The sequence below is a fragment of the Herbaspirillum sp. BH-1 genome, assembly GCF_002870055.1.
Classification (GTDB): Bacteria; Pseudomonadota; Gammaproteobacteria; order Burkholderiales; family Burkholderiaceae_D; genus Herbaspirillum; species Herbaspirillum frisingense.
Genome location: NZ_PKOI01000020.1, coordinates 45,091 through 57,730 on the forward strand (window position 1 = coordinate 45,091; position 12,640 = coordinate 57,730).

General features: G+C 64.0%; 12 protein-coding genes. 4 read left to right on the forward strand and 8 right to left on the reverse strand.

Annotated features, from left to right (window positions below; translation table 11 throughout):
• Positions 1-17: 17 nt before the first annotated feature.
• From HBH1_RS20855 to HBH1_RS20890, 8 genes are all read right to left on the reverse strand, one after another.
• Entirely contained in the window at positions 18-899 is an 882-nt protein-coding gene (locus tag HBH1_RS20855; RefSeq protein WP_102664211.1) for an AraC family transcriptional regulator, read from the reverse strand.
• Positions 835-2,055 carry an ABC transporter ATP-binding protein gene (locus HBH1_RS20860; RefSeq protein WP_102664212.1) on the reverse strand — a complete coding sequence of 407 codons (1,221 nt, stop codon included), beginning with the start codon at positions 2,053-2,055 and terminating at the stop codon, positions 835-837. The genes HBH1_RS20855 and HBH1_RS20860 overlap by 65 nt, the downstream gene beginning before the upstream one ends.
• A gap of 2 nt (positions 2,056-2,057) precedes the next feature.
• Positions 2,058-3,095 carry an NAD(P)-dependent alcohol dehydrogenase gene (locus tag HBH1_RS20865; protein WP_102664213.1) on the reverse strand — a complete coding sequence of 346 codons (1,038 nt, stop codon included), beginning with the start codon at positions 3,093-3,095 and terminating at the stop codon, positions 2,058-2,060.
• An 8-nt stretch (positions 3,096-3,103) separates the two neighbouring features.
• Positions 3,104-3,916, reverse strand: coding sequence for a carbohydrate ABC transporter permease (locus HBH1_RS20870; RefSeq protein ID WP_006462854.1), 813 nt, complete (start codon positions 3,914-3,916; stop codon positions 3,104-3,106).
• Positions 3,904-4,782, reverse strand: a complete 879-nt coding sequence (locus HBH1_RS20875; RefSeq protein WP_102664214.1) for a carbohydrate ABC transporter permease — start codon at positions 4,780-4,782, stop codon at positions 3,904-3,906. Before HBH1_RS20875 ends, HBH1_RS20870 begins: the two co-directional genes overlap by 13 nt.
• A gap of 82 nt (positions 4,783-4,864) precedes the next feature.
• Positions 4,865-6,136, reverse strand: coding sequence for an ABC transporter substrate-binding protein (locus tag HBH1_RS20880; protein WP_102664215.1), 1,272 nt, complete (start codon positions 6,134-6,136; stop codon positions 4,865-4,867).
• 235 nt (positions 6,137-6,371) lie between these two features.
• Complete coding sequence (locus HBH1_RS20885; RefSeq protein ID WP_102664216.1) at positions 6,372-7,766, reverse strand: sensor histidine kinase; 1,395 nt, start codon at positions 7,764-7,766, stop codon at positions 6,372-6,374.
• Positions 7,759-8,430: a response regulator gene (locus tag HBH1_RS20890; protein WP_006462850.1), complete on the reverse strand. Its 672-nt coding sequence runs from the start codon at positions 8,428-8,430 to the stop codon at positions 7,759-7,761. The genes HBH1_RS20885 and HBH1_RS20890 overlap by 8 nt, the downstream gene beginning before the upstream one ends.
• Before the next feature lie 166 nt (positions 8,431-8,596).
• On the opposite strand from HBH1_RS20890, the gene HBH1_RS20895 reads away from it, so the two are divergent.
• From HBH1_RS20895 to HBH1_RS20910, 4 genes are all read left to right on the forward strand, one after another.
• Positions 8,597-9,652 carry an ABC transporter substrate-binding protein gene (locus HBH1_RS20895; protein WP_102664217.1) on the forward strand — a complete coding sequence of 352 codons (1,056 nt, stop codon included), beginning with the start codon at positions 8,597-8,599 and terminating at the stop codon, positions 9,650-9,652.
• A gap of 79 nt (positions 9,653-9,731) precedes the next feature.
• Positions 9,732-10,745, forward strand: a complete 1,014-nt coding sequence (locus HBH1_RS20900; RefSeq protein ID WP_102664218.1) for an ABC transporter substrate-binding protein — start codon at positions 9,732-9,734, stop codon at positions 10,743-10,745.
• Positions 10,746-10,870: 125 nt separating this feature from the next.
• Complete coding sequence (locus HBH1_RS20905; RefSeq protein WP_102664219.1) at positions 10,871-11,698, forward strand: ABC transporter ATP-binding protein; 828 nt, start codon at positions 10,871-10,873, stop codon at positions 11,696-11,698.
• A gap of 87 nt (positions 11,699-11,785) precedes the next feature.
• Positions 11,786-12,640: an ABC transporter permease gene (locus HBH1_RS20910; protein WP_039874955.1), complete on the forward strand. Its 855-nt coding sequence runs from the start codon at positions 11,786-11,788 to the stop codon at positions 12,638-12,640.

Here is a 12,640-nt window from a genome sequence, read left to right on the forward strand (position 1 = left end):
TGCTTACGGAGTAGGGGTCAGGCCACTGCCCGGACGTCGTCATTGAGCCGGTGCAGCGAGCGGAAACGCGAGGGCGGCATGCCCTTGCCGGCCAGGAACTGGCGGTTGAAATTGGAAAGATTGTTGAAGCCCACCCGGTAGCACACCTCGGTCACGCTCAGTTCGGTACACATCAGCAGTTCGCAGGCTTCGTTCAGGCGCAGGCCGTTCTGGTACTGGATGAAGGTGCAGCCGGTATGGCGCTTGAAGAAGCGGGTAAAACTGCTCACGCTCATGCCGGCCAGTTCGGCCACGTCGGTCTCGCGCAGGTTGCCGCCCAGGTTCTGGCGGATATAGGACAACACCTGGTTGATGGTGGACGACATGTGGCGCTGCGCGTTGAGGTCGTAACCCGGACCGGCAAGCGGCCTGCGCTCGGGGCAGGACGCCAGTTGTTCCAGCACCGACATCATCAGCACCACGCGCCGCGCACCACCGGCCTGCGCCAGTTCCTGCATCAGCGGCGTGATCGATGTCCCCAATGCATCGGGAAACTGCAGACCACGCGCCGCGCCATCCAGCAGTTCCTGCAAGGGGGCCAGTTCGGGAATGGCGCCCACCATGCGCTCCACGAAGGGGCGCGAGAACTGCAGTACCAGGTCGCGCCCGGCCAGGTGCTGATCCTGCCCCAGGTTGCTGACCCAGTTGTGCGGCAGGTTGGGGCCGGTCAGCACCAGGTTGCCGGGGCCGAAATCGTCGATGCAGTCACCCACGAAGAACTTGCCGCTGGAGGCGGTGATGACGTGGACTTCATATTCGGGATGGAAGTGCCATTTGGCCACCGTGTGCGGGTAGTCATGCACCCAGGCCCTGAACGATTCGTCCTGGCGGGTATGCACCAGTTCCAGATCCGGACTCATGCTTGGTCTCCTTGCCATGCGGGCCGTCGTCATGCCAGGGGGCCGGCAAGGCGCCCTCGGGCAGCGACAGGTTCTCTCCGCTTGCTACATCGAACACATGCAGGTCATGCTGATCGAAGGCCAGTGTCAGCGGCGCGCCCGTTTGCGGCAGGCGCTCGGCAGGGACCAGTGCGGTCAGCGTCTCTTCGCCGCAGCGCGTGGTCAGCAGTGCGTCGGCACCGAGAATCTCGACCAGTTCCACGCTGACCGGGCAGGTCAGGCTGGCGGCTGTGTCCCGCTGGCCGGCAATGCGGACGTAGTCGGGACGTATCGCCAACTTTACCGCCATTCCATGGCGCAGGCGTGAAAACCTTTCACCTTTGAGTGTCCAGCGCTGACGGGCCGTGTCGATGACCACGTCCTGTTCTTGCCGCTGCACCACGCCCGAGAGGAAATTCATGGCCGGAGTGCCGATGAAGCCGGCCGCAAACAGGTTGCACGGGTAGCGGTAGAGCTCGGTCGGGCTGCCGGCCTGGACGATGCGGCCATCCTGCATCAGGACCACGCGATCGGCCAGGGTCATCGCCTCCAGCTGGTCGTGGGTGACGTAGACGGTAGTGGTGCGCAGGCGCTGGTGCAGGCGCTTGATGTCGCCGCGCAACTGGGCACGCAGCTTGGCGTCCAGGTTGGAGAGCGGCTCGTCGAACAGGAACACCGAGGGCGTCTTGATGATGGCGCGGGCAATCGCGGCGCGTTGCTGCTGGCCGCCGGACATGGCGCGCGGCTTGCGCTCCAGCAGGGTGTCCAGGTTCAGCATGGCGGCCACCTCGCGCACCCGGCGGTCGATCTCGGCGGCCGGTCGCTTGAGCCGCCGCAGGCCGAAGGCGATGTTGTCATAGACATTCATGTGCGGGTAGAGCGCATAGTTCTGGAACACCATGGCCACGTTGCGATCCCGCGCCGGCAGCGCGTTGACCACCTGGCCGCCGATGGCGAGGGTGCCGCCGGAGATGTCTTCCAGGCCGGCGATCATGCGCAGCATGGTGGATTTGCCGCAGCCGGAAGGGCCCAGCAGGACCACGAATTCACCGTCGCCGATGTGCAGGTCCAGTGGATGTAGCACCGGCGGGCCACCGGCATAGTGCTTGGCCAGTCCCTGGCAGTGGATGTCAGCCATGGTCAGCCTTCCATCTCGATCTGGATCTTGACGTCCTGCGGACGTCCGCTGGCGGCTTCCTCGAAGGCGCGGATGCTTTGCGAGAAGGGGAATTTGCGTGAAATGAAAGGCTTCACATCGATCATGCCCGAGCTGATCAATGCCAGCGCCCTGGGGAAGATATTGGCATAGCGGAAGACCGATTCCAGCCGCACTTCCTTGGTCTGCATGGCCACCACGTCCAGCGCCACCGGTTCCGGCGGCATGCCCACCAGCACCGCGCAGCCGCCCGGGCAGACCAGGTCCATCAGGCTCTGATAGACGCCGCCATGGCCGGAGGCTTCGAACACCACATCGGCGCCCCAGTCGCCGGTAAGCTGGCGCACTACGTCCACCAGCGAATGCTGCGACACATCGACCGTGGTGACGGCGCGGTTGCCGGCGAAGTGCGCCAGTTTCTCCGCCACCACATCGGCCAGGATGACCCGTGCCGCGCCACCGGCCAGGGCGGCCAGGGCCGTCATCGCACCGATGGTGCCGGCGCCGATCACCACGGCCGTGTCGCCCGGTTTCATGCGCGCCTTGGTGGCGGCCTGCAGGCCGATGGACAGCGGCTCGACGATGGCACCTTCGGCAAAACTGACATTGTCCGGCAGGCGATAGGTGAAGGCCGCCGGATGCACCACGCTGCCGGTCAGGCAGCCGTGGATCGGCGGCGTGGCCCAGAAGCGCACCGACGGGTCGAGGTTGTACAGGCCGCGCAGCGTGGCCGGCGAATCCAGGCGCGGGATGCCCGGTTCCATGCAGACGCGGTCGCCCACCTTCAAATGGGTGACCTCGGCCCCGACCTCGGCCACCGTGCCGGAGGCTTCATGGCCCAGCACCATCGGCGCTTCCACCTTGAAGGGGCCGATGCTGCCGTGGGTGTAGTAATGCAGGTCGCTGCCGCAGATGCCCACGGTATGGATGCGGATGCGTACATCCTGCGGTCCCACCTGTTGCGGCAGGTCGATCTCGCGCAGCTTCAGTTCGCGGGTGGCTTCGAGTACGAGGGCTTGCATGGGGTCTCCTATTTTGCTTTGAGCATGGAATTCAACAGCCGGCTCAATACGCCGACGAAGATCAGGGGCGGTAGCGCCAGCAGCACGGTGGAGGCATTGATCACGCCCCACGGCACTTCCTGGCCCATCGAGGTAAAGGCCGAGGCCACCACCGGCAAGGTGGCGCTGGCCGACGAGGTCAGCGCCAGGGCGATCATCAGCTCGTTCCAGACCAGCACGAAACTGAAGATGATTCCGCCCAGCAGGGTGCCGGCGCAGTTGGGCAGGGCGATCTTCCAGAACACCGCATAGGGGCCGTAGCCGTCGAGGGTGGCGGCTTCCTCGATCTCGCGCGGCATGCGCTGGAACACCGGGATCGATAGCCAGGTGATGGTCGAGAGCGTGGTCAGCAGATAGGTCACGACCATCGAGAAGCGCGTGTCGTACAGGCCCAGGTCGACCCAGATCGCAATGAGCGGGATGGCCACCGCCACTGGCGGCAGGAAGCGCAGCGACAGCAGGAAGAACTGGATATCGCGCTTGCCCGGGACGTGATAGCGGGCAATCACATAGGCTGCCGGTACGCCCATGAGCGTGCCCAGCAGCACCGCGCTGCCGACGATGACGGCGCTGTTGGTGAGACCGGTCAACACTTCCGGGCTGCCGATGACCTGCCGGTAATTCTCCAGCGTGGGCGTAAAGAAGAAGCGCGGCGTGGGCGTGACGATGTCCAGCAGCGTCTTGAGCGAATTGAGCAGCGCCCACAGCAGCGGGAACAGCGCCACCAGCACCAGCAGGATACCCACGCCCCAGACGGCGCAGCGTGCGATCAGTCTTCCCATTTGCTCACCCGCTTCCAGATCAGGGTAAAGATCAGCGTGGTCGCCACCATCATCAGTACCGCCATGGTGGAGGCATACGAGACCTTGCCGGACAGTCCAATCCCTTGCGCATAGGCATACATGTCCAGCGTCTCGGTGGTGACGCCGGGGCCGCCCTTGGTCATCACGTAGATCAGGTCGAAGGAACGCAGCGACTCCACCATCTTGATGAAGACCAGGCTCATCAGTGGGGCCTTCAGCATCGGCAGGGCAATGTAGGCATACACCTGCCAGGTGCGGGCATAGTCCAACCTGGCCGCTTCCAGTGGTTCTGGGGGGAGCGTTTCCAGCAGCTTCAACACGATCACGGCGAAGAACAGGCCCCATTGCCAGATATCGACCAGCGCCACGGCGTACAGCGCCATCACCGGGTCGGACAGGAAGGCCGTGTCATGGATGCCCACCAGCCCCAGCAGCCAGCCCAGGATGCCGGTCAGCGGCGAATACATGAACTTCCAGATAAAGGCGGCCGACACCCGGGGCAGCAGTACCGGCGTGATCAGCAGCACGCACATGGCGTGCCGCCACTTGCCGTGGACGTTTTCGAAGAGATAGATGGCGATGAGGATGCCCGCCACCACGGCGCCGAGCACGGTCACCACTTCCCAGATCGCCGAGACTTCGATGGCGTTGAGGAAGCGCCGGTCCGACAGCAGTCTTTCCACGTTGCGCAGCCAGACATAGTCGCTGTCGGGATAGCGCAGTACGCGGTTCTTCAGGGCCAGGTTGATGGCCGCCACCGTCGGCACCAGGCCCAGCACCAGCATCACTAGCAGCGAGGGCCCCAGGAACAGGTAGGGTAGCGAGTTCTTTCCACGATTGAACATGCAGGACTCCGGAAGCCGCCGCAGCGCAAGGCCACGGCGGCGACATCGTCAAAGGTCGTTGTGAAGCCGCTGTGGGGCCGGCTTACTTGCGTGCGTGTTCCATCGCATCCTGCGCATATTGCGCAGCATCGTTGAGCGCCCGAGGAATGTCCTTCTGCGTGCCGGTGAACACTTCCTCCAGCGCCACGCCCAGGTTGTCGCCGATGTCCGGCCATTGCGGGCTGGGCCAGATGGTCAGCTTGGAGACCGGAGTGGTGTCCTTCAGGCCGGCCAGGATCTGCGGCTTGACGTTCTTCTGGAAGTAGTCGCTCTGGACGGTGCTGTTGCGGTTGTAGTCGCTGAAGACCTTTTCGCGCAGACGGGCCTGTTCCTGTTCCTTGCCGGTGGCGAAGGCGATGAACTTGCCGGCTGCCTGGCGCGTGCATTCATCCTTGGCGCCGACGGCCGAGATGGCCAGGCCGTGGCCATAGGCGGCCGAGGGCAGGGGAGCAGGCGGACGGGCATAGCCGACCTTGTCGGCCACGCTGGACTTGCTGCTGTCTTCCATCCAGTCGGCAAAGGGCGTGGACTCGATCATGAAGGCCACCTTGCCGGAGCGGAAGGCTTCCAGCGCGTTGCTCCAGTCGTAGGTCGCAGCTCCCGGCGGCGCGTACTTGAAGAGTTCGGCATAGAGCTGTGTGGCCTTCACTGCCGCCGGCGAATTGAAGGCCGGCTGGTTGTTCTTGTCGGTCCAGCTACCGCCCTGGGCCAGCATGAATGGTGCCCAGCGCCACACGTTCATGCCCGAGCCGCGCTGGCCGCGTGCCACCCAGCCATAGATATTGGGCGGGGAATGCAGCTTCTTGATGTCGGCCACCAGTTCGTCCAGCGTGCGCGGTACCGGCAGGCCAGCCTTCTCCAGCAGATCGCGGCGATAGAAGAGGAAGTCCGAGCCGCCGATCAGCGGCGCGAAGTAGGCTACATCCTTGTAGCTGGCCACGGCACGGCGGCCGGGCAGGAAGTCGTCATAGTCGGCTTCCTTGGGGAAATACTTCAGCAACGGCACGATCCACCCGGCCGAGGCGAATTCGGCCACGTTGGCCTCATCGACGTAGTAGACCTGATACGAGCCGGCCTTGGTGGAGGCATCCAGGCGCGACTTCGCGCGACGGTCGTTCTCGCCGAAGTAGCTGATCTCGACGCGGGTACCGCTGCGCTTCTGGTAATCGGCCAGCGATTTTTCCATCACGGTCAGGCCCAGGCTTTTCTGGGCCAGCACCTTCAGCACGGGGACGTTGCAGGACTGCGCCGATACCGACAGCGGCAACGCAGCACCCAGGACGGCGCACGCAGCGCCCAAGTAGAACCTGTTCACGATTTGTCTCCTGATATTTTTTATCGATCACCTGTCACGTGTCACGTTGAAGTGTCACGTATTGCGCGCAACCGCTTCGGGGGAACATAGCGGAGTGCGAACACAGCCTGTCTGACGGCCAGGCCAAGAGTACGAGCCCATGGCGCGGCGCTCCACGCCAAAAGCGTGAGGGGCGGTGATACTTTTTGCTCAGGTTTTATGTGCGCTGCAGGATTTTGTATTGCCGCTGGCGCGCCTAGGACGCAGTGGGCGGTGCAGCCATGGCCGGCAGGCTGACTACCACCACCAGACCGGTGCCGGTGGCCGGTACTTCCAGCCGTATCGCGCCCTGCGAGGCCTGCACGATCTCGCGCACGATGGCCAGGCCCAGGCCGGAGCCCGGCTGGTCCGGGCGGGCATTGCGATAGAAGCGTTCGAACACGCGCTCGCGTACTTCAGCCGGGATGCCCGGACCATTGTCGGTCACCGTGACGATGACCTCCTTGCGCCTGTGCTCCAGCCCTACGGTGACCTTGCCGCCCTCCGGGGTGTAGCGCAGGGCATTGTCGATCAGATTCATCAGCATGCCGCCCAGCTGGGCTTCGTTGGCGGTGACCATGGCACGCTCCAGGGTGGTCTCCAGGCCGAGGTCGATGTTCTTTTTCAGCGCCAGCCCGGCCAGCTCTTCCAGCACCATTGCCGCCACCGAGAGCAGGTCCACCGGGCCGCGCGGGAAGGCGCTGCCGTTGGAGGCTTCTGCCTGGGACAGCAACAGCAGCTTGTTGGTCAGGTCGGTCATGCTGCGGCTGCCCTCCTGCAGCGAGGCCAGCACCTGGGCCACCCGCTGCGGATCGTCGAGCTGGCGGGCGAACTGGATCTGCGAGTCGATCACCGCCAGGGGCGTACGCAACTGGTGCGCGGCATCGGCCACAAAGCGCTTCTGCACCGTGACCTGGGCATTGAGGCGGAAGATGTACTGGTTGATCGCCTCCACGATGGGCCGCAGTTCCTGCTGCAGGCCGCCGGCCTGCAGGGGCGTGAGCGAATCGGGCTGGCGCGTGGCCAGCGCGTCCTTGAGCGCCAGGATGGGCCGCAATTCCATGGTCAGGCCCAACACCACCAGGCTGATGGCCAACAGCAGCAATACGATCTGGCGTCGCAGCGAGGCGTGCCACTGGTCGTCGATCATCTGCTGGCGCCCCTGCATGGTCTGGCCCACCGAGACCGCCACCATGCGCAGCGTCCCTTCGTCGAACAGGGCGCGGATATAGCTCACCACGCGCAGCGGCCGGCCTTCGAAGCTGGTGGTCGTATAGACCGGGTAGAGCGCCGCAAAGTCGGGCTGGGCGGGGAAGTCGGGGCGGCCGGCCAGGAGCGTGTCGTCATCCATCAGCACCTGGTAATAGACGGCATCCTGGGCTGGCGAGGCGAACAGTTCCAGCGCCGCCGGTGGCACCGAGACCACCGGCGCGCCGTCGTTCCAGCCGACCTGGCCGGCCATCATGCGGGCCGAGGCCAGCAGGGCGCGATCCTGCACCAGGGTAGCGCTGGAGACGGCGTTGTCGTAGGCGTCGCTGGTGGACAGGCCCACATAGACCGCCATCGGGATCAGCAGCCACCACAGAAGCCGCAGGCGCAGGCTGTCAATCATCTTTCTGGCGCAACAGGTAGCCCAGCCCGCGCAGGGTCATGATGGCGGCCGAGGAATGTTCCAGCTTCTTGCGCAGGCGCGAGATGTAGATTTCGATGGCATCCGCGCTGGGTTCTTCGGAGAGGCTGAAGACGCCCTTCATCAGGGCCGTCTTGGAGACCGTCTTGCCCTGCTTGAGCATCAGCACTTCCAGCACGTCGTGCTCGCGCGCCGGCAGTGCCAGGGTGGTGCCGGCCACCGCGAACTGGCGCGTGTTGCTGTCGTAGACCAGGTCGCCACAGTGGATTTCGGCGGCCTTGTCGGGGGTCTGGCGGCGCACCAGCACCTTGATGCGGGCCACCAGTTCACGGATCTCGAAGGGTTTGACCAGATAGTCGTCGGCGCCGGCGCCCAGGCATTCCACCTTTTCGTCGATGGAGCCGCTGGCGGTGAGGATCATCACCGGCACGCCGTTGTGACGCTCGCGCAGGCGGCGCAGCACATTCTTGCCATGCATCTTGGGCAGCATCAGGTCCAGCAGCACGACATCGTAGTTCTCGTCGCGCAGCACCTGGTCGGCGATCTCGCCATCGGCGGCGATATCGACCTTGAACTTGTGTTCCTTGAGAATCTGCTCCAGCCAGTGGGCAAGCTGGGGATTGTCTTCGATCAGGAGCAATTTCATGCGGTAGTCTCGTGTTTCTTTGGCATCTTTTTTGTTGCGCTGCAAATAAAAAAGCCGTTTTTTGGAAAGCTGGATGAAGGTTTCGGCTTCTTAGAATAGGCCCGCAGATCAATAAAAAGTGAAGATGGCGACAGACCATCCCACCCATAATCAGGAGGCAATCATAATGCGTCACGCCGTTCGTGTGTTTTCGTCAGCCCGCGCCACCCCTTTACGCCGTACCCTCATCGCCGCCGGCGCCACCGCCATCACCGCCTGCGCCCTGGCATTGGCCGCGCCACAGGCCCATGCCGCCGACAAGATCATCATCATGGTCGGCGGCATCAACAAGCTCATCTACCTGCCGCCCAAGCTGGCCGAAAGCCTGGGTTACTTCAAGGAAGCCGGCCTGGACGTGGAACTGCAGTCGCAGCCGGCCGGGGTCGATGCCGAGAACGAGCTGCTGGCCGGCGCCGTGCAGGCCGTGGTCGGCTACTACGACCACTCCATCGACCTGCAAAGCAAGGGCAAGGAAGTCACCTCCATCACCCAGCTGCTGCTGGTACCGGGCGGCATGGAAATGGTGCGCGCCGACCTGGCCGACAGCGTACGCAGCATGGCCGACCTCAAGGGCAAGACCCTGGGCGTGACCGGGCTGGGCTCGTCTTCCAGCTTCCTGGCCCAGTACCTGGCCAGCCGCGCCGGCCTGAAGTCGGGTGACTACTCGATGCTGCCGGTCGGCGCCGGCAACACGCTCATCGCCGCCATGAAGCAAAAGCGCGTGGACGTGGCCTGGACCACCGAGCCGACCACCTCCATCCTGCTGTCCACGGGCGCGGCCAAGGTGCTGGTGGACATGAGCAGCGTCGATGGCACCCGCGCCGCACTGGGCGGGCTCTATCCGGCCTCCAGCGTCTACGTGCATCGCTCCTGGATGAACAGCCACAAGGCCGAGTCGCAGAAGCTGGCCACCGCCTTCGTCAAGACCCTCAAGTACATCCAGACCCACTCGGCCGAAGAGATCGCCGACAAGATGCCCAAGGATTACTACGGCGGCAACAAGGCCATCTACGTGCAGGCCCTGAAGGCGTCGCTGCCCATGTACTCACCCGACGGCAAGATGCCCGCCGGTGGCCCCGAGCAGGTGTTGAAGGTGATGGCCGGCTTCAACCCCAACATCAAGGGCAAGAACATCGACCTGTCCAAGACCTATACCAACGAGTTCGTCGATCAGGTGAAGTAAGGCCTCCCTGCACGCACGCGCCGAACCCCCTAGAATCCGCTGCATCCGCAGCATCCCGATTCGACCAACAGGAGACATCGTGAACAAGAACATTCGCCAAACCTTGCTGTCGCTGGCCGTGGCCGGCGCAAGCCTGGCCGCTTTCCCCGGCCAGGCCTCGGCTGCCGCCAAGATCACCATCATGGTGGGCGGCATCAACAAGATGGTCTATCTGCCGGCCAAGCTGGCCGAGCAACTGGGCTACTTCAAGGACGAGGGCCTGGACGTCGAGCTGCAGTCGCAGCCGGCCGGGGTGGACGCCGAGAACGAATTGCTGGCCGGTGCCGTGCAGGCCGTGGTCGGTTTCTACGACCACTCCATCGACCTGCAGACCAAGGGCAAGGAAATCACCGCCATCACCATCCTGGGCCAGGTGCCAGGTGAGGTGGAGCTGGTCTCCACCAAGGCCGCGCCGCACTTCCAGAGCATGGCCGATGCCAAGGGCAAGACCCTGGGCGTGACCGGGCTGGGCTCCTCCACCAACTTCCTGACCCAGTACCTGGCCTCGCGCCATGGCATCACTTCCAAGCAGTTCTCGGTGCTGCCGGTGGGCGCGGACAATACCTTCATCGCCGCCATGAAGCAGGGCCGCATCGATGCCGGCATGACCACCGAGCCGACCGCCTCGCAATTGCTGAAGACGGGTGACGCCCAGGTGCTGATCGACATGCGTACCGTGGAAGGCACGGTCAAGGCGCTGGGCGGTCTGTATCCGGCGTCCAGCGTCTATGTGCAGCGCAGCTGGCTCAACAGCCACAAGGACGATGCGCAGAAACTGGCGCGTGCCTTCGTCAAGACGCTCAAGTTCATCAACACCCACAGCGCCGAACAGATCGCCGACAAGATGCCCAAGGACTACTACGGCAACAACAAGCCGCTGTACGTGCAGGCCTTGAGCAACTCGCTGCCCATGTATTCGCAGGACGGCAAGATGCCCAAGGGCGGGCCGGAAACCGTGCTGGCGGTGCTCTCGGGATTCAATCCCAACGTCAAGGGCAAGCATGTGGACCTGTCCAAGACCTATACGGATGAATTCGTCGACGCCGTGAAATAGGACCCCGTCCGATAGCCCCGGGACGGCGTTGTCGCCGGTCCCGCTTTCCGAACCATGCTTGACGCCATGATGCGAAATATCGCGTCAGGGCGGTACTCAACCTCCAGCCCCGAAAGAGCCATCCGATGAATGCGATCAACCAGCACGCCTTCACCCCCGCCGGCAACGCCGCCAAGGAAACGCCAGCCATCGAATTGCGCAACGTGACCTGCCGCTTCATCACTGCCGACGGCAAGGCCACCGTGGCCCTGCGCGACTTTTCCATGAGCGTGGCCCGTGGTGAATTCGTAGCCGTGGTCGGCCCTACCGGCTGCGGCAAGTCGACCACACTGTCGCTGATCACGGGTCTGCTGAAGCCCACCATGGGCGAGGTACGCGTGATGGGGCAGCCGGTCAACGGCATTGATCCGCGCATCGGCTTCGTGTTCCAGAACGATGCCGTCTTTCCCTGGCGCAGCGTGCGCGACAACGTCGCCGCCGGCCCCATGTTCCGTGGCCAGTCCAAGGCCCAGGCGCATGCGCTGGCCGATGAATGGATACGTCGCGTGGGCCTGGACAAGTTCGGCGACCACTATCCGCACCAGCTCTCCGGCGGCATGCGCAAGCGCGTGGCGCTGGCCCAGACCTTCATCAACAGCCCCGAAATCCTGCTGATGGACGAACCCTTCTCGGCCCTGGACATGCAGACCCGCACCCTGATGCAGGACGAATTGCTGCGCCTGTGGTCGGCCCATTCCGGCTCGGTGGTGTTCGTCACCCACGACCTGGAGGAAGCCATCGCCCTGGCCGACAAGGTCTATGTGCTGACGGCCCGCCCGGCGACCCTGAAGAGCGTCTATCCCATCGACCTGCCGCGTCCGCGCGTGATGGAAGAGGTGCGTTACGAGCAGCGCTTCATCGACATCTCGCGCCGCATCTGGGCCGATCTGCGCGAGGAAGTCCATATCGCCTGAGGCATCAGGCATCTGGCACCAGGTAGCCACCAGCGACCTTTCCCGACAACGAATCTGAATAACGAAATCCGACAACAGGTGAGCAACATGACACAAGCACAAGCAAGCCACTCCGCCGCGACGATGGATATCGCCGCCGTCGAAGCCGAGGCGCAGCGCAAGATTCGCGGCCGCCGCAACCTGGTCATCGGCCTGCGCATCGCCATCCTGGTGATCGTGCTGGGCGGCTGGGAAGTCTGCGCCCGCATCGGCTGGATCGATCCCTTCTTCTTTTCCCAACCTTCGCTGATCGTGATCCAGATCTATGACTGGATGGTGGAAGGCACGTCCCAGGGTTCGCTCTGGACCCAGGTGCTGGTCACGCTGGAAGAAACCGTGCTGGGCTTCCTGATCGGCTCGGTGGCCGGTGTCATTGCCGGCATCGTGCTCGGTCGCAACAAGCTGCTCTCGGATGTGTTCAGCCTCTACATCCAGATCGCCAACTCGATTCCGCGCGTGGTGCTGGGTTCCATCTTCGTCATCGCCTTCGGCCTGGGCATGGCCTCCAAGGTGGCGTTGGCGGTGGTGATGGTGTTCTTCGTGGTGTTTGCCAACGCCTTCCAGGGCGTGCGCGAGGCGGACCGCTACATGATCGCCAACGCCCAGATCCTGGGCGCCTCGCGCCGTCAGGTGACCATGGCGGTGGTGATCCCCTCGGCGCTGTCGTGGATCCTGGCCAGCCTGCATGTGAGCTTCGGCTTTGCGCTGGTGGGTGCGGTGGTGGGGGAGTTCCTGGGTTCCAAGCAGGGTATCGGCCTGCTGATTTCCACCGCCCAGGGTGCCTTCAATGCCAGCGGCGTGTTCGCAGCCATGATCGTGCTGGCGGTAGTGGCGCTGGCGGCGGACTGGTTGTTGCATGCGCTGGAAAGGCGCCTGCTGAAGTGGCGTCCGCAGGCCTTCTGA

Coding starts and splice junctions, on each gene's coding strand:
- HBH1_RS20910 (WP_039874955.1), top strand. CDS start 11,786: ATGACACAAGCACAAGCAAGCCACTCCGCCGCGACGATGGATATCGCC.
- HBH1_RS20870 (WP_006462854.1), bottom strand. CDS start 3,916: ATGGGAAGACTGATCGCACGCTGCGCCGTCTGGGGCGTGGGTATCCTG.
- HBH1_RS20865 (WP_102664213.1), bottom strand. CDS start 3,095: ATGCAAGCCCTCGTACTCGAAGCCACCCGCGAACTGAAGCTGCGCGAG.
- HBH1_RS20890 (WP_006462850.1), bottom strand. CDS start 8,430: ATGAAATTGCTCCTGATCGAAGACAATCCCCAGCTTGCCCACTGGCTG.
- HBH1_RS20860 (WP_102664212.1), bottom strand. CDS start 2,055: ATGGCTGACATCCACTGCCAGGGACTGGCCAAGCACTATGCCGGTGGC.
- HBH1_RS20885 (WP_102664216.1), bottom strand. CDS start 7,766: ATGATTGACAGCCTGCGCCTGCGGCTTCTGTGGTGGCTGCTGATCCCG.
- HBH1_RS20895 (WP_102664217.1), top strand. CDS start 8,597: ATGCGTCACGCCGTTCGTGTGTTTTCGTCAGCCCGCGCCACCCCTTTA.
- HBH1_RS20855 (WP_102664211.1), bottom strand. CDS start 899: ATGAGTCCGGATCTGGAACTGGTGCATACCCGCCAGGACGAATCGTTC.
- HBH1_RS20905 (WP_102664219.1), top strand. CDS start 10,871: ATGAATGCGATCAACCAGCACGCCTTCACCCCCGCCGGCAACGCCGCC.
- HBH1_RS20875 (WP_102664214.1), bottom strand. CDS start 4,782: ATGTTCAATCGTGGAAAGAACTCGCTACCCTACCTGTTCCTGGGGCCC.